Annotated in this window: 17 protein-coding genes; 6 read left to right on the plus strand and 11 right to left on the minus strand. The window is 39.1% G+C overall.

The genetic code is table 11. The features are described 5' to 3' along the window. Positions 1-185: 185 nt before the first annotated feature. The 5 genes from pepN to QQJ93_RS08035 all read right to left on the minus strand — a co-directional run bounded on the left by pepN (position 186) and on the right by QQJ93_RS08035 (position 7092). Positions 186-2792: an aminopeptidase N gene (gene pepN / locus QQJ93_RS08015; RefSeq protein ID WP_089122989.1), complete on the minus strand. Its 2607-nt coding sequence runs from the start codon at positions 2790-2792 to the stop codon at positions 186-188. Between the two features lie 141 nt (positions 2793-2933). After that, on the minus strand, positions 2934-3608 hold the full coding sequence (locus QQJ93_RS08020) for a hypothetical protein (protein WP_089122990.1): 675 nt from the start codon (positions 3606-3608) through the stop codon (positions 2934-2936). Between the two features lie 185 nt (positions 3609-3793). Beyond that, positions 3794-5800, minus strand: a complete 2007-nt coding sequence (prc, locus tag QQJ93_RS08025; protein ID WP_089122991.1) for a carboxy terminal-processing peptidase — start codon at positions 5798-5800, stop codon at positions 3794-3796. A gap of 16 nt (positions 5801-5816) precedes the next feature. Beyond that, positions 5817-6452, minus strand: coding sequence for an RNA chaperone ProQ (proQ, locus tag QQJ93_RS08030; RefSeq protein WP_089122992.1), 636 nt, complete (start codon positions 6450-6452; stop codon positions 5817-5819). 172 nt (positions 6453-6624) lie between these two features. Continuing rightward, complete coding sequence (locus tag QQJ93_RS08035) at positions 6625-7092, minus strand: GAF domain-containing protein (RefSeq protein WP_089122993.1); 468 nt, start codon at positions 7090-7092, stop codon at positions 6625-6627. Between the two features lie 70 nt (positions 7093-7162). On the opposite strand from QQJ93_RS08035, the gene QQJ93_RS08040 reads away from it, so the two are divergent. The 4 genes from QQJ93_RS08040 (at position 7163) to rsmF (ending at position 14510) form a co-directional block, all read left to right on the plus strand. Continuing rightward, positions 7163-8989: an ABC transporter ATP-binding protein gene (locus tag QQJ93_RS08040; protein WP_089122994.1), complete on the plus strand. Its 1827-nt coding sequence runs from the start codon at positions 7163-7165 to the stop codon at positions 8987-8989. A gap of 97 nt (positions 8990-9086) precedes the next feature. Next, positions 9087-10328, plus strand: a complete 1242-nt coding sequence (locus QQJ93_RS08045; RefSeq protein WP_089123591.1) for a paraquat-inducible protein A — start codon at positions 9087-9089, stop codon at positions 10326-10328. Next, entirely contained in the window at positions 10318-12954 is a 2637-nt protein-coding gene (locus QQJ93_RS08050) for an MlaD family protein (protein ID WP_284186067.1), read from the plus strand. The genes QQJ93_RS08045 and QQJ93_RS08050 overlap by 11 nt, the downstream gene beginning before the upstream one ends. Positions 12955-13067: 113 nt before the next feature. After that, positions 13068-14510, plus strand: coding sequence for a 16S rRNA (cytosine(1407)-C(5))-methyltransferase RsmF (rsmF, locus tag QQJ93_RS08055; protein ID WP_089122996.1), 1443 nt, complete (start codon positions 13068-13070; stop codon positions 14508-14510). Between the two features lie 67 nt (positions 14511-14577). Here the strand turns inward: rsmF and QQJ93_RS08060 are convergent, their stop codons facing one another. The 6 genes from QQJ93_RS08060 to QQJ93_RS08085 form a co-directional block, all read right to left on the minus strand. Then, the gene (locus QQJ93_RS08060; RefSeq protein WP_284186068.1) at positions 14578-15363 is read right to left on the minus strand and encodes a transporter substrate-binding domain-containing protein; all 786 of its coding nucleotides are present in this window, start codon (positions 15361-15363) and stop codon (positions 14578-14580) included. A 275-nt stretch (positions 15364-15638) separates the two neighbouring features. Further along, entirely contained in the window at positions 15639-15929 is a 291-nt protein-coding gene (locus QQJ93_RS08065) for a hypothetical protein (protein ID WP_089122997.1), read from the minus strand. A gap of 243 nt (positions 15930-16172) precedes the next feature. Next, positions 16173-16763 carry a DUF2238 domain-containing protein gene (locus QQJ93_RS08070; RefSeq protein WP_089122998.1) on the minus strand — a complete coding sequence of 197 codons (591 nt, stop codon included), beginning with the start codon at positions 16761-16763 and terminating at the stop codon, positions 16173-16175. A 70-nt stretch (positions 16764-16833) separates the two neighbouring features. Next, positions 16834-17667: a CvfB family protein gene (locus tag QQJ93_RS08075; RefSeq protein WP_089122999.1), complete on the minus strand. Its 834-nt coding sequence runs from the start codon at positions 17665-17667 to the stop codon at positions 16834-16836. Between the two features lie 136 nt (positions 17668-17803). Beyond that, positions 17804-18280: a PaaI family thioesterase gene (locus QQJ93_RS08080; protein ID WP_089123000.1), complete on the minus strand. Its 477-nt coding sequence runs from the start codon at positions 18278-18280 to the stop codon at positions 17804-17806. A gap of 148 nt (positions 18281-18428) precedes the next feature. Further along, positions 18429-19322 carry a putative PEP-binding protein gene (locus tag QQJ93_RS08085; protein WP_089123001.1) on the minus strand — a complete coding sequence of 298 codons (894 nt, stop codon included), beginning with the start codon at positions 19320-19322 and terminating at the stop codon, positions 18429-18431. 202 nt (positions 19323-19524) lie between these two features. Here QQJ93_RS08085 and QQJ93_RS08090 point away from each other — a divergent pair, with 202 nt between their 5' ends. Next, positions 19525-20586, plus strand: a complete 1062-nt coding sequence (locus QQJ93_RS08090; RefSeq protein WP_089123002.1) for a 3-deoxy-7-phosphoheptulonate synthase — start codon at positions 19525-19527, stop codon at positions 20584-20586. A 2-nt stretch (positions 20587-20588) separates the two neighbouring features. Next, a complete protein-coding gene (locus tag QQJ93_RS08095; protein ID WP_089123003.1) occupies positions 20589-21071 on the plus strand; it encodes a YajQ family cyclic di-GMP-binding protein in 483 nt (160 codons plus the stop codon). Positions 21072-21134: the final 63 nt, after the last annotated feature.

Raw genomic sequence — 21134 nt, forward strand, 5'->3', positions numbered from 1 at the left:
AAATGAAACATCTGTTTAAGCGACTTGTTATAATCACTTTCGCTATAAAGAGCTTAACTTATCGGTAACTTTTATAATTAAAAGAGCGAAATCGCTTTGTTTCTCAAAGGTATAAAACGAAAAAAGCAGCCCGAAGACTGCTTATAGATTTATCATTAATGATATTGAAGTTGTGAGGGTTAGACTTATGCCTCTAATGCCTTATTGATTTTTTCATAAAGATCTTTAGCCAGATTCTCAAGTTTCGATAACTTTTCTAGCTCAGTACGAATAAGTACCTGACGAGTTTCATCGTATTGGCGATACTTCAATAAAGGATCGATCATACGAGAAGCAACCTGTGGATTACTTTCATTCAGTTGAATAAGAATCTCACTGGCAAATTGATAACCCGAACCATCAATTTTGTGGAAGTTCACTGGATTTTGTCCGAAAAAAGCACCAACCAAGCTGCGCGTTCTATTGGGATTTTTCAAGCTAAATGCAGTATGAGACATGGTTTGCTTTATCATCTCTAAAGCATTATTTGCAGGATTCGTTCCTTGCAACATAAACCACTTATCCATAACCAAACCATCATGGCTCCACTTATCACTAAAATCTTTCATTAGTGATTCACGACAAGCTAATTGTGCTTGGTTAGCTGAACTCATCGCCGCCATTGTATCTGTCATATTATTTGCAGATTGATATTGTGCTGTGACCAGCTTTTCACCTTCATCTGTCACTGCTAAATAGGCTAAACAAGTATTACGTAATGAACGTTTACCAATACAATCATGTTCTACCGAATATTGATCTTGCTTTAAGTTGTGGTACATAGCAGTCAGTTCTTCAACTAATTCTGCTGCAATGGCACGTTTCATAAAGCCTAGTGCCTCAGCGATTGCATCAACATCAACCGGTTTAAACCAACCTGCTACTTCGTTCTGACTTGGTAGCGTAAGCATTTCGGAGATAAAGGCAGGCTCTAATGTTTCACTTAATAAAATACCTTTAAATGCATCGAGCACGGACTGTGGTAAAGATAATTCTTTGTCCGTTTGAAATGCGGCAATATTTTGACGTAAATATTTAGCAATCAAGTTCTGTCCAGCATCCCAACAAGCAAATTCATTCTGTGCTTTAACCATTAGGAACATCAGATCTTCATCAGAATAGTCGTAGTGTAATTTAATTGGTGCAGAGAATTCGCGCAGTAACGAGATTACCGGTTTTTCTGAGACATTTTCAAATACAAAACTTTGTTCATCTTGCGTGAAATTCAATATATTGCCAGCTGGTTTATCATTTATAACCATAGGAATTATGCTGCCATCTTGGGCATATAATTCAACATTCATTGGAATATGTAGAGCTTGTTTTTCAGGCTGATCTTGTGTTGCTGCCGTTGCTTGAGTCAGCTGTAAAGTGAAAGTTCTATTTTGCTGATCATAGTTTGTTGTCGCTTTTACTTGTGGTGTACCTGATTGGCTATACCACAAGCGGAACTGCTGTAAATCAACACCAGATGCATCTTCCATAGCCGCAACAAAATCATCACAAGTCGCCGCGGTTCCATCATGGCGCTCAACGTAAAGTTTCATACCCTTTTGGAAATTCTCTTCGCCCAGTAAGGTGTGGATCATTCGGATCACTTCACTACCTTTTTCATACACGGTTAAAGTATAGAAGTTATTCATTTCTATAACTGTTTCAGGACGAATTGGGTGTGACATTGGGCTGGCATCTTCAGCAAATTGTGGGCCACGAATAATGCGAACATTATTAATACGATTAACAGCGCGCGAGCCTAGATCAGAAGAAAATTCTTGATCACGAAAAACCGTTAAGCCTTCTTTCAGACTCAGTTGGAACCAATCACGACAAGTAATTCGGTTACCCGTCCAGTTATGGAAGTATTCATGACCAATCACAGCTTCAATGCCTAGGTAATCAGTATCGGTTGCAGTTTGGTCATTCGCCAATACGTACTTAGAGTTAAAGACATTCAAACCTTTGTTTTCCATTGCGCCCATGTTGAAGAAATCAACCGCTACAATCATATAAATATCAAGGTCATACTCTAATCCAAAGCGCTCTTCATCCCACTTCATTGCATTAATCAGTGAAGCCATTGCGTGTGGTGCTCTATCTAGGTTGCCTTGATCAACAAAGATTTCTAAGTCCACTTTACGACCAGACATTGTCGTGAATTGATCTCTTAATACATCAAATTGGCCTGCTACTAAAGCAAACAAGTACGATGGTTTTGGGTGTGGATCCGACCACTTCACCCAATGACGACCATTATCAAGATCACCACTATCTACTCGGTTACCATTGCTTAACAAGTAAGGATTGGTTTCTTTATCTGCAATAACGGTAGTGGTGTATTTTGCCAACACATCTGGACGATCAAGGAAATAAGTAATCCGGCGGAAACCTTCGGCTTCACACTGAGTACAGAATGCACCGCCAGATTTATACAAGCCTTCTAATGCCGTATTTTCAGATGGATTAACTTTAGTGATGATGGCTAATTCAAATTCTTTCGGTAAGTCATGAATATGAAGATTGGTGTCAGTAAGCTCATAAGCTGACCACTCCACTCCATCAATTTGAATACCAGCCAACTCCATATGCTCACCGTCTAAGGTAAGTGTTGAGTTATCTTTTTGCTTAATCACTTTAGAGACAGCAGTAACCGTTGTCTCTTGATCAAATAAATCAAACGTTAAATCGAGATCGCTAATCGTAAAATCTGGAGAAGTGTAATCTTTACGGTACTTAGCTTGTGGCTGGTGAGTCATATTCAATCCTTTTCATGTTCGAATGAGTCAAACCATTCTTGCACAAAATATTGATATTTCCCATTAGCCCACAGCAGAAATGCTAATAAACACTTTATCAAAAGCTATTATGATTATTTATTAAGCTGCCTTTGCTATTTTTCAATGAAGCTTGAGGTTGCTGCGCTGAAAAGCAATATACATATCCACATCATGACTACTCAACACTAACTGATCAGAGTTTAATGCAAATTGAGATGATTGCTCTCCATCGCTATAGATAAAGTAAATGTAATTGTCTTCTATATAGTAAACGCCATCGCGATACTTGTTATCACCTTTCTCATTAAAGGATTGAATGGAAAAATAAAAGTTGGGATATAGAACCAAATCAATATCAGATACTGAGCTAGAAGCAACATCTCCACCTTTTACTTCAATACTACGCCAGTAGCCGGATAAATGTTTAGGTACCGTTTTATTAAACGCAACACCATTTAATAATAGTTGATTGGCATTTACACTATATTGATACGATTGAGGAGCCTCAGACTGAGTACCCAAAATGATTTTTGCATTACTCACAGAATATTCTCCAGACCATGAATGAACAGTATGATCTTTACGCTTAATTTGAATTTCAAACTGATAGTTAGATTCTAATTGCAAAGTAATAGATAGGAAATCTTCGGGGATTAGTTCTGGTGAAGGATTAATAACATGCCACTGTCCAATCAAAAAAGGATTATCAAACAAAAACATATCATATTTTTTAGGTGACTCGAACGCCGCAGCCCCTAAGGCAAGACTACTTAATAGCACAATTAAACTTTTCATCCGCCTCTCTCCATATCATTGTAAATACGACATAAAGGCTCTTCACTCAGGCATATCGAAAAGGAAAAGACTTGAACCTATGAATTAAGGATAGTTGTATGTTTTAAGAGCGGCAAATTGAATTGAATAAAAAAAGCGAGACCGAAATGGCCTCGCTTGATATAGGTAAAACAAAACGAATACAACTAACTATTTGATAAATCTGCAGTAATAGAAACAGCTTCATCTAAATAAGCATCTGGTGCTTCATAGTCTTTAGGGATATCGTCCAAAGTTTTAAACTCTGGTTTACCTGCTAATTTTTGGCGTTTGTTTACACGCTCTAATCGCTCTTTATCCGCTTTATCGACTTCAGCTTCACGGAACTTCTCATTTAAAGAAATCGTAGTATCATCTTTTTCTGCTTGATATTTCTCAATATTTTGCTGAATAAATGAAAACTCAAGGTCGTTAGCAATACGCTGCTTATGTAAAGTAGTTAATTTCGCGACTTCAGCTTGTAATGCATCTTTCGATTCAACTGGGGTATAGTTAGCCGCTGGAATTTGATCCCAAGGCAGAGCATTATCTTCTACACTTTCTCCTGTATCTTCAGGCGCAATTGCAGTTGGGAATGGAATATCAGGTGACACCCCTTTTCTTTGTGTGCTGCCACCACTGATACGGTAAAATTTTTGAATCGTATATTGCACGTAACCTAATTCTTGATCGAAAGTATCATAAATATGCGTTAATGAACGATGTTGCTGAACCGTTCCTTTACCATAAGAATTTTCACCAAGAATGATTGCACGATCGTAGTCTTGCATTGCTGCTGCAAAAATTTCAGATGCCGATGCACTGTAGCGGTTAATTAATACCGTTAATGGGCCATCATAATGTTCAACAGCATCGGTATCGCTATCAACATTCACTCTGTCATAACTATCACGGACTTGAACTACGGGTCCTTGGGTGATAAATAAACCAGATAAATCAATAGCCTCTGTTAATGCTCCACCGCCATTGTTACGTAAATCAACGACAACACCATCTACTTTTTTCTGATTAAACTCAGCTAATAGTTTATTGGTATCTTTAGCCAATCCAACATAGAAACTTGGAACTTCTAACACACCGATTGTTTTGCCATTCTTTTCAATAACTTTTGATTTAACAGCACGGTCTTCTAAACGAATTTTATCACGCACAATTGTGACAACGTGACTTTTTGCATTCTTCCCTTCAGGTAAGATCTGCAGGTTAACTTTGGTTCCTTTCGGACCTTTAATCAGTTGCACAACATCATCAAGACGCATTCCAATGATATCAACCATCTTTTTACCATCTTGACCAACCGCGATGATTTTATCCCCTTCAGAAAGTTCTTTCGAACCGGCTGCTGGACCACCCGTTACTAGCGAACGAATGATGGTATAATCATCTTCTGATTGTAAAACCGCACCAATCCCTTCTAACGACAAACTCATTTCAGATTGGAATTCATCCGCGGAACGAGGTGATAGATAACTAGTGTGTGGATCGATTTGGCGAGCAAACGCATTCATGTAGATTTGAAAAACATCTTCACTATGAGCCTGAGTAATTCGCTTGATGGCATTATTATAACGCTTAGTTAATAACTCCTTAATTTCTGGCCATTTTTTACCAGTCAACTTAAGGTTTAGCGCATCATACTTAACTCTTTGACGCCACAACTCATCGACTTCAGCTGTATCCTTAGGCCATGCAGCTTTAGAGCGATCAAGCTCCATTTTCTCATCAGTATCAAACTTTATTTCATTATCGAGCAACGTCAATGCATAAGAAAAACGCTCATAACGACGCTTCATTGATAAGTTAAACATATCAAATGCAGCTTTGGTATCGCCCGACTTCAATTGATCATCAATATCCGTTTCAAATGGTTTGAAACTATCAATATCAGCTTGAGTGAAAATATTACGATTGTAATCGAGAGATTCCAAGTAACGGTCGAAAATACCTTTAGAAAAAGCATCATCTAGATTGAAGTGTTTGTAATGAGAACGAGTAAAACGTTTAGCGACTCGTTGACTTGCAATTGCATGCTGAGACTCAGGAGTCAGAGTAGGAATCTGTGACTCGCTGATCGTCGGCTGCACAGCAAATGCAGAATTTGCCGCTAGCGTTAAGCTAGCAGCAAGTAGTGAAACTTTTAATCGGCAATTCATGCGTAGGAATATCCTTTTATACGCGCAAGTGCTCCGCTTTTACGACCATTTGTAAGCCGTTAGCAAGACGGACACGAACATCGTCTTTATTAATCTCAACAATCGTTGCAGCCATGTTGCCTTGACCCATGTTTACATTGATATCTTTACCGATGAGAATTTCATCTGATTTCAATTCACGAGTTTCAACTACTGGCGCTTTTTGAGCAGGTTTCTTAGATTCAGCTTTTGGCTTACGTGGTGCTTTTGGTGTTGCTTTTGCTTTGGCTTTAGCCGCTCTTTCTTCACGGTTTTTATCAGCTTGTTCTTTACGACGAGCTTGAACACGAGCTTTGCTTTCTGCAAGTGTAGTTTGAGCGTGCTCAACATGCTCGGCTTCTAATTCACCGCACGCATTACCATCAAGGTCAACACGCGTTGCGCCTAATTTTACGCCGTGAAGATAACGCCAAGATGACGTGTATTGACGTAAAGCAGCACGTAATTGAGTTTTACTTACTTTAGGATCTTCGTTTAGACGCTCAGCAAGATCTTGAAAGATACCAATTTTTAAAGGCTTTGCTTCGCCTTCTAAAGTAAAGCATAGTGGGAAACGTTCAGCAATATAGGCGATGACTTCTTTGCTGTTCTTTAACTTTTCAGTGTTTTCCATGAGGGTTCCTGGTTGGTGCGGTCTCATCCGCACGGGTGTTCGTATAAATAATTCACGCTATTATAGTGAGATGGAAGCGAAAAACCACCAACACGTGCAAATTAACATAGGTTATTATGCCCATATGCTAATAAAAAGTTTTTTTCACTCAAAAAATGCACATTTAATACTATTATTTAAAGTGAGTTTGCAAAATTAGCTCAACTTCTTTCATCATTGCGACTAACCCTTGCTCATCCTCTTCCGAAAAACGACCAATATTAGGGCTATCTATATCTAAAACGCCAACCACTTTATTATTGACCGAAAATGGAATAACAAGTTCCGAATTACTTTGGGCATCGCAAGCAATATGACCTTCAAATTGATGAACATCATAAATACGCTGTACACTATTCTCTGCTGCTGCCGTGCCACACACACCTTTACCTAATGGAATGCGTACGCAAGCTGGTAACCCTTGAAAAGGACCCAATACTAGTTGGTCATCCTTTAACAAATAAAAACCTACCCAATTAATTTCTTCTAATTCCATGTTCAATAACGAGCTAATATTAGCTAAGTTAGCAATAAGATCCGGTTCAGATTCAATTAATGCTTTTACTTGGGCTGTAATACGCTGGTACATCTTTAGACTCATGCTTTGTCTTCCATCTTTTTTTCAATTTACGTACAATGCCTTACATTGCAAATAGGAATCATTATCAAATATGAATAATAACGATAGGCATTTAATTAACCAGAGTTGGTTGTTCACTCAAGTTAAGAAACACAAGGGTAAATTAATCTTTGCCAATGTGGTAGCAATTTTGGCGACTATTATCAGTGTGCCGATTCCTTTATTAATGCCTTTAATGGTAGATGAAGTCTTACTCAACAAACCATCTAGTGGTATTGAGTTTATGAATGCGCTTTTACCCCATTCGTTACAAAACCCAACCGGGTATATTGGTTTTGTTTTTTTGCTGATCGTACTAATGCGTACTGTAAGCCAACTTCTTAATATTGTGCAAAGCCGACAGTTTACTTTGGTTTCAAAAACCATCACCTATCACATTCGATCTAAAATGCTCGATAAACTCGGATTAATTAGTATTCAACAATACGAAACCCGTGGTAGTGGCGGCATTAACTCTCACTTAATTACCGATGTTGAAACCATAGATGCTTTTATTGGGACCACTCTTAGTAAATTCATCATTAGTTTTTTAACTGTTTTTGGTACCGCCATCGTATTACTTTGGTTAGATTGGCGATTAGGCTTGTTTATTTTATTGGTCAACCCTATCGTCATTTACTTCTCTCGCAAGCTTGGTAGCAAGGTTAAGCATCTGAAACAAAAAGAGAATCAATCTTTTGAACGTTTTCAGAACCGTTTGATTGAAGTACTTGATGGTATTTATCAATTACGAGCATCAAATAAAGAAAAGCTCTATTTAGAACAATTAAAGCAACAGGCTGATGAGATACGCCAAGATGCCGATAAATTTGCTTGGCAATCTGAAGCTGCTGGACGTTTGTCCTTTCTACTCTTCCTTCTAGGGTTTGAATTGTTCCGTGCTGTCGCCATGTTAATGGTGTTATTTAGCGATCTGACCATTGGTCAAATTTTTGCCGTCTTTGGTTATTTGTGGTTTATGTTAGGCCCAGTTCAAGAACTATTAGGCGTTCAGTTTTCATGGTACAGCGCTAAAGCGGCATTACAGCGCATCAATTTATTATTACAAATGGAAGAAGAACACCGCCCAACATCGACAGTTAACCCATTTGAAACAGATAAGCCTGTCAATATCAAACTCAATAATGTCTGCTTTGCTTACAACGATGAGTCACAAGTGTTAAACCATTTAAGCCTAGCGATACCTGCAGGTAAAAAAGTGGCACTTGTTGGTGCAAGCGGTGGTGGGAAATCAACGTTAATTCAGCTACTTATCGGTGTATACCGACCACAAAGTGGCGTAATTCAATTTAACGGTGAAAATGCTGATAACATTGGTTATGAAGTAATTCGTGATCAAATAGCAGTTGTATTACAGCAACCTATCCTATTTAATGACACCCTCAGGAAAAATCTGACACTTGGTAGTGACTTTCCCGATAGTGCTTTATGGCATGTATTGGAAGTGGCCCAGTTAGATGATGTGATCACTCAGCTTTCTGAAGGTTTAGATACCCGAGTAGGTCGACAAGGCGTTCGATTATCGGGCGGACAAAGGCAGCGATTATCGATTGCTCGTATGCTATTAACCAATCCGCAATTTGTGATATTAGATGAAGCAACCTCAGCTTTAGATACTGCGACAGAATCAAGACTACATAAAGCGATGAATACCTTTCTTGACGGACGCACTACTCTTATCGTTGCCCATCGTTTGTCTGCGGTACAACAAGCAGACCTTATCTATGTTCTAGAAGACGGCAAAGTCATTCAAAGTGGCACTCATCGAGAGCTATTGGTTGAAGATGGTCTGTACCAAACGTTATACGGTAACGCCGAAAAAGACAGATATAACAATGACAATCTAATATATAAGTAGAGTAATAACAGAGAGCAATATGAGTGCTAATAATGTTCACGACATGAGTTCCAAAGCCAAAGGTAAGGATAATTTATCCAACCTTTCTTCGGACTATATGTCAAGCATCCCCCACCAAGCTCAACCCTCTATTATTTGTCCTTGTTGTGATATGAAAGTCATAACCCAAGATTTGCACTTAGGGATAAATGCACACTGCCCTAGGTGCGATACTTTGCTTTATCGTGGCAAAGACTTCTTACTCAATACCAACTTGATGCTGGCTTTTAGTGGCTTACTATTTTTCATTCCGGCTCTATTCATACCCTTTATTACCATACGTCTCATTAATGTAAACTTTTCATCTACTCTCGTTTCAGGGGCATTTGCACTCTTTAATGAAGGTTTTTACGCTCTCGGGGTTTTAATTTTTTTATGTTCATCTGTCATTCCTGTGCTGCTATTTGCTTCTGTCATTGGCGCACATTGGGGATTAAAGCATAAAAATTTTGTTGTTTTTAAATACTCTCTTGTCATTTATCAAAAAGTAAAACATTGGTGGATGGTTGATGTTTTTTTATTGAGTATTGCAGTGGCTGCTTTCAAACTTCTAGAGTATTCAACCGTTACCCCAAAAATTGGTTTAATTTGTATCACCTTTTCGCAAATTATTGCTATCACCTTAATTATACGTATGAGTGTTCGCCGCTATTGGGAGGCTTGGAATCCTAGTAATGAATTGAATATTACGGCCATTGAATCCCACTGTCAGCACTGTCACCTATCTCAAGATAACAATAACAGCTGCCAACGCTGCCATAGTCCTCTCATCGATAGAAAGCCAAACTCTATCCAAAAAACATGGGCTTTTTTAATTGCGGCAACCGTCTTTCTCATTCCTGCCAACTTTTTAGAAATATCGATTATTTTTAGCAATGGTATTCGTTATCAAGATACTATCTTCTCCGGTGTTGTAAGCTTAACCAAAGGTCATATACCCATCGCCATTGTTATTTTCGTGGCCAGTATTTTAGTCCCTGTAGCTAAAATTATAGGTTTAGCTTATATTTTGGTCTATATACAATTAAAATCATCACTAGACCAATATAAAAGAATGAAACTCTATCTCTTTGTAAAATGGATAGGAAAATGGTCAATCTTAGATCTTTTTGTCATTGCTACCACCATTGCACTTGTCGACCGTGACCAAATTTTGGATTTTTCACCCGGCCCTGCCGCAATCGCATTTGCTGCAGTGGTGGTATTAACCATGTGTGCAGCTGAAAGCTTAGATCCGCGCCTAATTTGGGATACACCGTCTAAAACCAACAATAAGAATGAATCCTCTTATGAACAATGAGACACCAGAAAACCAAGTCAAACTAAAAAAAGATCGTAAGATATCGCCCCTATGGATTTTACCGATCATCGCCTTATGTCTTGCTGGCTGGCTTGGCTATAAAAGTTATAGTGAAATGGGTCAACGCATCCAAATTCACTTTACCAATGCTCAAGGGCTTATTGAAGGTAGAACGACCATTCGTTATCAAGGTCTAGAAGTTGGTATCGTCCGTAAAATTAGCCTATCAGACAATTTAAAAGACATTTATGTTACTGCCGATATTTACCCTAAAGCCACCAAACTTTTATCTACAAACACCCGTTTCTGGCTAGTTAAACCTAAAGCAAGTTTAAGTGGTATCACTGGTTTGGATGCGCTTGTATCCGGTAACTATATTGCTATTCAACCAGCAGAAGATGTCATGGATGGAAAAAAACATGATATTTCAAAAGAATACACCGCGCTAAAAGAAGAGCCGATGGATATCCGAGCGCAAAATGGCGTCAATATTACTCTAACCTCCAAAGATTTAGGCTCCATTTCTGTCGGTTCTAAAATCATGTTTAGAAAGATTCCTATCGGTGAAGTCACCAATTTCACCCTAGCCGACGACGGCAGTTCAGTAAAAATTCAGACATCGATTAAACAAGAATATTCCCATATTGTGAATTCAGACAGCCGATTTTGGAATGTTAGTGGTATAAGTGCGACTGTTGGATTTAATGGTGTCGATGTTCAACTAGACAGTTTGAATTCATTGCTCATGGGAGCTATTGCAGTTGATTCTCCAGAAGATGGCCAACCGATTAGCGCAGATAAAGTATATAAACTCTACTCAGATATCAAAACTGCGGGCCGTGGTGTTCGCATTACCATGGATGTACCTGATGACAGCAATATTTCAGCTAATGCACCCATCATGTACAAAGGCATTGAAGTTGGCCAAATAACTGATATCGGCTTATCTGATGACAAAAGCAAAGTGGTCGCATCTGCCGCGATTCAGCCTGCATTTTCAGATGCGTTAAATACTGGCTCTCATTTTGTTTTAGAAGAAGCCAAACTCTCTTTGACTGAAATGAAAAATGTCAGCAACTTTATACGAGGTAATTTTCTTAGTTTAATACCTGGTACTGGCCAGAAAGCGCGTCATTTTAATGTTGTGAAAAAGAATGAATTACTACGTGCGTCACATCAAACCACACAAATTAATTTAGCGGCAGACGATACCTACGGTTTAGAAGAAGGTACACAGATCCTCTATCGCGGAATACCGGTAGGCAATATCAATAAAATTTATCTTGATGGTGAACGTGTCCGTTTTAATGCTCAAATTGATACCCAATATCTACACTTAATTAAGTCTAAAAGCCGATTTTTCATTACCTCTAGCGTAGACGCAAGCTTTACTGGTACAGGCATTAACGTCTCTATGCCGCCCATAAAACGCCTTCTAGCAGGCTCTGTAAGTTTTGATAGTCTTGGGGATGACAAAATCAACTCAGAGTACCACTTATACGCAAGCAAGCCGTTAGCCGATCTTGCTAAGTATGAAACTGCAGGTTCAACTGGCTTAACATTATTTGCGGTTAGCCTACCTCCAGTATCCATTGGTAGCCCCATTTTGTATCGTAATCTAGAAGTCGGTAAAGTTTCTCAATTTTCATTGGTTGATGGTGGCGTTAAAATTCACGTTCGTATCGAAAACCGCTACAAACACTTACTCACTAAGCAAACGGTATTTTGGAATCATTCTGGCGTTAAAATAGATGCTAATCTAAGCGGCCTAAGCGTGACGGCGTCACCAATTTCCAGCTTACTTAAAGGTGGTATCTCATTTGATAACTTGGCAGGAGTTGAGAATAAACTCAATGATAACTGGATCTTATACCAAGATTATAAATCTGCTCGCCAGTTTGGACGTAAAATCACCTTAGTGACAGAAAAAAATGAAACGGTCACCAAAGGTATGCCTATCAAATATCAAGGTGTTCAAGTTGGTGAAGTGACGCTTGTTCACCTTAACTTCCCTGGTAAAAATGTTGAGATTTCAGCTCGTATTTTCCCAGAATACGTCGATAACATTGCTAAAAAAGATAGCCACTTCTGGGTAGTCTCACCTGAAATTGGTCTTTCTGGAGCAAAACATATCGATACTATCTTAAGTCCATATATCGAGGTGTCCCCTTCAGACTCAACTCAACTTAGTTATACTTTTAATCTTGAGTCCCATGAAAAGGCAACCAGTGGTAGCACTTTCTATTTACAGAGCTTAAGCCGTTCTTCGGTCAAAGTTGGTGCCCCAATTCTCTATCGAGATTTTGAAATTGGTCATGTAACCAGTGTCGAATTGGGAGATCTCGCTGATCGAGTCATTACCAGCTTTGAAGTTGAGCCTAAGTATGCTTACCTAATCCGTAAAAATTCTGTGTTTTGGAACGTTTCTGGGGTGAATGTGAGTATCGGTTTATCTGGTGCAAACATAAAAGCCGGAACGGTGGATAATGTATTACGCGGTGGTATTGCCTTTGCGACACCAGACGACGAACCTTTACAACCCAAAGCGGCGGTAGAATCTACATTTTTACTCAATAAAGAACCTGAACCACAGTGGCTCACATGGCAATTAGCGATACCCAAATAGCCAACATAAAAGAAAAGTAAATTAACCGAAAATGCAGTCGTTAAATCAGCTGCATTTTTTTTTATATCAGTTAAAATTCGCCCTTACTTTTTATACGCGTTGAGGCCACTCTTTTGCATTCTAATGTCAAGCTACCCAATGAGTTTCTTGAACTTGTTAAATCCACTATGCCTAGTCATTTATCTATGGCGGATTTTATCGCAGCATGTCAACGACCTCTTCGTCGTAGTATTCGGGTTAATACACTCAAAACCGACGTCATCACATTCAAAACGGTTTCAGCTAAAAAAGGCTGGAAATTATCACCGATTCCATGGTGTGAAGAAGGATTTTGGATAGAACGTGGAGATGAAAGTGTACCACTTGGCAATACAGCGGAACATTTAGCCGGCTTATTTTACATTCAAGAAGCCAGTTCAATGCTACCTGTCAGTGCATTACTAAAAGACAATGATAAGCTTAACCTAGTACTCGATATGGCTGCCGCACCAGGCTCAAAGACTACACAAATTGCCGCAGCAATGAATAATCAAGGTGCAATGGTTGCAAATGAGTACGCAGCTAGCCGAGTTAAAGTTCTTAGTGCTAATATTCAACGCTGTGGCGTTCATAATACGGCTTTAAGTAACTTTGATGCCCGCGTATTTGGTGGGTGGCTTCCAGAGCATTTTGATACCATTTTATTAGACGCACCTTGCTCTGGTGAAGGCACGGTTCGTAAAGATGCTGATGCCATGAGTAATTGGGATTTGGAATCAGTGTCTGAAATTGCCGAGACGCAAAAAGCTCTAATTGAAAGCGCCTTCTACGCCTTAAAACCGGGCGGCACGATCACCTATTCAACCTGCACGCTAAATCAACAGGAAAATCAACAAGTCTGCCTACACCTAAAACAAAAGTTTGGCGATGCGGTTGAATTTTTACCACTAGGTGACTTATTTGAAAATGCTGAGAAAGCGTTAACTGAGCATGGTTTTCTTCACATTTACCCACAAATATTTGATAGCGAAGGTTTTTTTGTCGCAAAAATCAAAAAGCTTTCATCGGTTCAAGCTCCTGAAGTAAAAAAACGCTTAGGTAAGTTTCCTTTTGAAGCAGCTAATGACAAAACCTGCCTACAAATTCAACAAGAGCTGCAATCAACGCTTGGACTTGATATTCCAACAAGTTGCCAAATATGGTTACGAGATCAAGAAGTATGGTTGTTCCCTGCCGCTATGACACATATGATTGGTGAGCTCCGTTTTAGTCGAATTGGCTTGAAATTAGCCGAAGTATTAAAACCCTCAAAGAAAAAAAATGCCCCTCTTTATCGCTGGCAACATGAAGCGATAATGGCTTTGGGTAAAGCAAGCAATGCTAAAAGTGTTGAGTTGTCTATCGAAGATGCTCGTGAATGGTTTATGGGACGAGATGTCCGCCCAAATATAGAGTCAGGTATTGGTGAGGTAATGGTTACTCATTCCAGTGCGGTTATTGGCCTAGGAAAATGGGTAGGGAATCGCATAAAAAATGGACTACCTCGAGAGTTGGTCCGAGATAAGAATTTATTTTAGAGAGGCTTTTTTACGGCTCGTAAATTACTTATACGAGCCGTATTGATTTTCAGAGAAGAACAAAAGATTATTGTACGACTTCCCATTGCTTAGCTAAGCGATTTTTAGTATTGCCGGCCAACCACTCATTCACTTTAACGAGTAGCTCGGTATTACTTTTATCCATCATATAAACTTTGTGGCTTTCTGTCCCTGCAAGTACCTCTTCAGAGGCGATGCAAAACACGCCTTTCTCTTGATTTTGGTAATACTTACCCTCGATTAAATCGGTAAACATTACATCTGCTCGATTCGACCTTATCGCTTGCAAGGTATCAAAGTTATCTTTCTTACGTATAATTTGCGCTTGTTTAATATGAGAGTTCACATACGCTTCGTTGGTACCACCTGGATTAACGACTACTTTCACGTTAGGTTGGTCAATTTCATCTAGAGTTCGGAAAAGCAACTTTTTACTGCAATGACTTAATGCTATTTTGCCATTCTTAGCTACTGAGTTAGATAGTGCGAACTGTTTTTGCCTTTGTGCGGTTTTGGTGACACCACCCGCCGCAATATCAAATTTATCAACCATTAAATCAGCACTTAAGGTTGGCCAAGAAGTTTCGACAAATTTAACCGTTAGCCCTAAAGAGTGAGCCAAGTTCTTAGTCATATCGACATCAAAACCGACTAAGTGCCCTAATTTATTACGAAATGACAATGGAGAGTAGTCTCCTGTGAGGCCAATACGTAACTCCCCACTTTGTTTAATTTCATTCCACGTTCTTGCTTGAACCGATTGAGCCATTACCGAAACACAAATGGTCAGTAAGCACATCCGCCCCGTAAGCCAATATTGTTTCTTTTCCATATTATTAACTTCCATGTATAAAACAACTGAGGTGAAAACGCCCCATTATAACAAGGTCACTGAGTATCCATCTATGACCATAAAATGACTATAGCAATAAAGCTACCTAACCCTCTATTGATTTCAGTAGAAGTAACAAACCGAATACTAAAATGAGAGCAATGTTAACGAAGATTAATTAAAAGCAGTATAAATATACCCAAATAACTTCAATATACGAGTTTCAGCCACATTAAAACAAATTTTAAGCAAGGCAAATTAAATATGGGAAGAGATTAATGGCGAATAAAATGAGGCAGCTCATCAAGAAAATGGTGTTCTTTTTCTATTACTCCGGCTTTTGTCTGCTGTTGAATCAGTTCTGGAGCATTTAAAAATGATTTCGCTTTCTTAGGATCACAGACTTTAAACATACAAAACACGTTAAATTCTGATTGGGTCGATGAGGCTTCATGCCAAAGGCTTTTAATCATTAAGCCAGCTTCTTCATAGGAAATGGTGTTTACATTGAAGTAGTCACGCCATACCTGATAGTCCATGATTTTATTTCTACTTAAAAGATACATAATAAAACCTTGTTGATTATATTTGAACAGAGATAGTATCTGATCATATTCAATTTGCCTTGCCTACAGCTTGTTTTACTCTTGCTGAAACTTGCCTCTTGAAGTTACTTGGGTATAACAGTTATTCACTTTCAGTGGGCCGCTATTTAATGCCATTTGTTTCGTAGGTTCAAGCATAGGGGTTTAAATTATCACCAAGCTGCCCCTAGAAAAGCAACTTCTTTGATATAACTCAACTAAACTTTACCCTTTAAGCTCCTTTAGCTGTCTATCATGCCACTTAGCCATCAAAATAAGGCAAGTAATCGCCCCAAATAGAGCAAAAGCCATGTCCGACTGAGTATCCCATACATAGCCTTGGGTCCCTAGGAACGCTTCTGCATTTTCACCCGTCGCTACCGCTACCCACCACTCAATTAACTCGTAAAAGGCGCTAAAAGCTAAACAAACCGATAGCGCAAATAAATTCATCCATGCTTTGCCATTAACAACCTTGAGTCTGAGCAATAGTTCACGAGCAATTAAAGCAGGAACAAAACCTTGCGCAAAATGACCTAGTTTGTCGTAATTATTACGGGCCGCACCAAATAGATTATCGAATAAAGGCACTTCAGCATACGTATAATGCCCACCCACCATCAAAATGATGCAATGGATAAGAATGAAGAAATAAAGTAATGAGGTCAGCTTAAAGCGTTGATAAGTTAACAGTAAGATAGCCGCACCAATCAATGCTGGCAGCACTTCCAAAAACCAAGTAAAAGTATCTTTCGGATCAAGTGCAGACCATACAAATGTCACTACAAATACGACAGCCCATAAAATTCTTCCCATCACCTATCCTTATGCTTTCTGAATAGCAAAACGCACAACTTGAGGTTGTGCGTTTTTTAAAGTCTTAATGCTAGATCTTGTAAATTCCATCTTTATCTATACGGATTTTACCTTGTTTGTATAATCCGCCGATGGTTTTCTTAAATGTTCCTTTACTGGTACGGAACACAGTGAAAATTGCTTCTGGCGTGGATTTATCACTCAAAGGTAAAAAGCCACCTTTGGTCTCTAATACATGCATAACCTTTTCACTAAGATCATCCATTTTCGCCACACCAATTTTCTGTAAAGAGAGGTTGATACGCCCATCTTCACGGATACCTTTGATATATCCTTTTAGGCGTTTACCAACAAACAACTTACCGAACACATCAGATTTAAAGATAACACCCCAATGTTCACCATTAATGATGGCTTTAAAGCCTAGATCCGTACGCTCTGCAACCAACAGTTCAACCTGCTGATTAATTTCATAATTAGCAGGTGTTTTATCTAATAATTTATTAAACTTAGTGGTGCCAACGATACGGCCTGAGGCTTTATCAGAGTAAACATAAACTAAAATGTTTTGCCCTTCATTTAACGGTACACGTTGGTTGCTAAAAGGTACTAATAAATCTTTCTTATCAATTCCCCAATCAACAAAAGCACCAACATTATTGACACCTACCACGTGCATCATTGCCCACTCACCTACTTGAGCCAGTGGTTTCTCAGTTGTCGCCGATAGTTGGTTATCTGAATCAAAGTACAACATCACATCAATGTCATCACCAATACTTGTTCCTTCTGGTACAAATTTATTTGGCAACAAAACCGAGCCGTAATCATCTGCGTCTAAGAAAAGACCGAAATCGGCTTGTTTGGTAACTTTAAGTGTGTTGATTTGACCAATATTAATCATGAAAACTCTTATTTATTAAAAACGTATTAATTGCTAGTGATAACTGAAGCAAGACTGAAAATATTATACTCGCTTACCGACATTATTCACATAAATACTACGTAAAACTAAAAGTTAGCTGATCAGATAACCACTATTAATTGCCTACCGCTTTCACTGACAGGGTTAATTCAAATTCAGCCATCGGTTTGTCATCATGTAAACTTGGACACAATGCTGTAATTCGTACCGGCTGATTAACTCGCTCGCCGGTCTCCATTGTTTCTGATAACATTTTATCAATGAGTTTTCCATCATTACAAACGAAAACCACATCCGATTCAGGGCGTGCAAGAAATTCCGCTTTTACCGCCTTAAATGCTAACGATATCTTCTTCCCCATCTGCTCAGATTTACTGATCGCCAAAAAACCACCTGCCGCATCAGCCCCAACGGCAAGAGCACCAAAATACATGCTTTGAAGGTGATTTTTAGTCTCTTTATTTAATGGAATTTTAATTTCAACGGATTCATCAGTTAGCTTCAAAATCTCAGGCTGGCAATAACCAATCATTGGAACCAATTGTTCACCGAAATATTTTAAATGTTGATTTGCCTTGCTAAGTGCCGTCATAGAAATGTTCCTTTTTAGTTATCACATCAGACCAGTTAAGTCGGTATTAACAACTTCGTCAACAGTAAAATTGACAAGCTGTTAGCAACATAAAAAAAACCGACAGTTAAGTCGGCTTTTTGTGACAACAATAGTATGTTTTGATTAATTACACAGCAGCAAGAACCTGTACCGAGTCTAGCTCCGCCAGCATTTCTTGGATCTTAGGGTAGTCCGTAAGATTTTGACAATACACCACACAAGGCTTATTAGCATGACTAGCCGCTTTTACTGCTTGTGATAACAGCATTAATACCGCTTCATGATCAGGATTAAATAACGATTCTAATGCTTCATTATGAATATCTACCCCCAAAGTTAATTGGGTTAAATTGCCGGTATTTACCACTAAGCCATCAAAATATTGAAGAAGTTTATCCGCAAGCAGCACCGAAGAAGGCACGTCACAGCAATACAGAACTTTTAATCCACCCAGTCCTCTCGGAAGCCCTTGAACAGCCAAACGGTCAATCACCATTGCAGCATCACTTAACGCACGTACAAATGGCACCACGATTTCAACGTCGATCCCCTTATCACGTAGCTGCTTAATCACTTTACATTCAAGCTCAAAGGAATGGGTATATTCAGCGGAAGCAAAGCGAGAAACGCCTCGAACGCCAATCACAGGGTTAACTTCTTGCATTTCAATATTGCCACCAATCAATGCCTTATAAGCATAACTGTCAGCATCGGATAAACAGACTCTCACCTGCTTATGCTGAGGCAATATTGAAGACTCGATACGGGATACTAACGTCGACACAAAATGTTCATCTGAAGATTGTTCCCCAAGTAAAGCTTGTAGACTCGATTTATCTACTTCAGATAATGTATCTAAATGCAGCCCAATCTCTGGGTGATAAAAAATGCTTTCTTGAACTAAGTCACTCAGTGATACAAACAAATGCGTTGCGCTTTCAATTGATGATGATTGGGAAGATGGCAGTACATCCCCTAGTAATGCATTCGTTGGGATTGTTCCTTGCGCAGTATCTGACATAATTACTCCATTAAATAAATCGTTATCGTCTGAAAATACTGAGATTAACGTGATAAAACAAGCAAAACTCCAATTTACTGGTCAATAAGGCATCAATTAATAACAAAGTAATAAAATTCCACAACAAAATGCCCATGAACGTTTATTCCCTACGCTATTTCCGTTATCTTTACTCTGTGTATCTTTAAATGAAGACAAACGAATGCCTTTAAAAACCGATGAGCTAAGAACCCAAGCGTTAGGGCCTATGCCTACGCCAATGGAATTAATGCAAGCTCACCCACTGCCTGATGATGTGGCAGAACATATTGAAAACTCGCGTCGCCAAATAGAAAACATCCTGTCAGGTAAAGACTCTCGCCTACTGGTTATTGTAGGGCCGTGTTCTGTACATGATACCGACGCGGCTCTAGACTATGCGCAACGCCTTAATGCACTACAAGAGCAACACAAAGATCAGCTGTTTATTGTGATGCGTACTTACTTTGAGAAACCTAGAACCGTAATTGGTTGGAAAGGATTAATTACCGATCCTAATCTTGACGGTAGCTACGCTTTAGAAGACGGTTTAAACAAAGCTCGTAAATTACTGCTCGACATCAATAAACTGGGTTTAGCCACTGCCACTGAATTTTTAGACATGGTGACAGGTCAATATATTGCTGACCTTATTTCATGGGGGGCAATTGGCGCACGTACCACTGAGTCCCAAATTCACCGTGAAATGGCTTCGGCGCTTTCTTGCCCTGTTGGGTTTAAGAATGGCACCAATGGTAATGTGAAGATTTCAACCGATGCCATTCGTGCCGCGCAAGCCTCCCATTACTTCTGTTCTCCAGATAAGAATGGTCGAATGACGGTTTATCGCACATCCGGTAACCCATACGGTCATACGATTTTACGTGGCGGTGATACAGGCCCTAACTTTGATGCAGAATCAATTCAATCTGCTTGTGAACAATTAAGTGAAGTAGGCTTAACTCCCCGTTTAGTCGTGGATTTCAGTCACGCTAACTGCCAAAAAGAGCATCGTAAGCAATTAGATGTAGCGCAAGATATTTGCAACCAAATCAACAATGGTTCTCAATCAATTGCAGGTATTATGGCGGAAAGCTTTATCGAGGAAGGTAATCAACCAATGACGGACTTAAATGCCCTCACCTATGGTAAATCGATTACTGATCCATGCCTAAGTTGGAAAGATACGGTAACCATGCTCGACATGCTTGCCAATACCATTAAGAATCAATCGGAGAAGAACTGATCATGCCTTCATTTGACATAATTTCTGAAGTGGACAGCGTTGAAGTAAGAAATGCCGCAGAAAACGCCAACCGTGAACTAGATACACGTTTCGATTTTCGTAACGTAAACGCTAATTTTGAGTTTAAAAACGATATTGTAAAACTGACAGCAGAAAATGAATACCAGCTTGGACAAATGATGACGATGCTTCGTGGTCAACTTGCTAAACGTGGTGTTGATGCCAATGCGGTAGATTTACAAAAAGCCGATCAAACTGGAAAAACACATACTCAAGAGGCCAGTTTCAAACAAGGTATTGATGTTGCCATTGCCAAAAAAGTGGTAAAACTAATCAAAGACTCAAAGATCAAAGTTCAAGCTTCGATTCAGGGTGATAAAGTTCGTGTAACGGGTAAAAAGCGTGATGATTTGCAGCAAGTTATGGCATTAGTTAAAGGTGCGGAAATGGATCAACCCTTCCAATTCAACAACTTTAAAGACTAAATCTGTACGCTTGTATATACCCAAGTAACTTCAAGATGCAGAATTCACTTGGGTATATTAATA

Source organism: Vibrio algivorus (assembly GCF_030161215.1).
In the GTDB taxonomy this organism is placed as follows: Bacteria; Pseudomonadota; Gammaproteobacteria; order Enterobacterales; family Vibrionaceae; genus Vibrio; species Vibrio algivorus.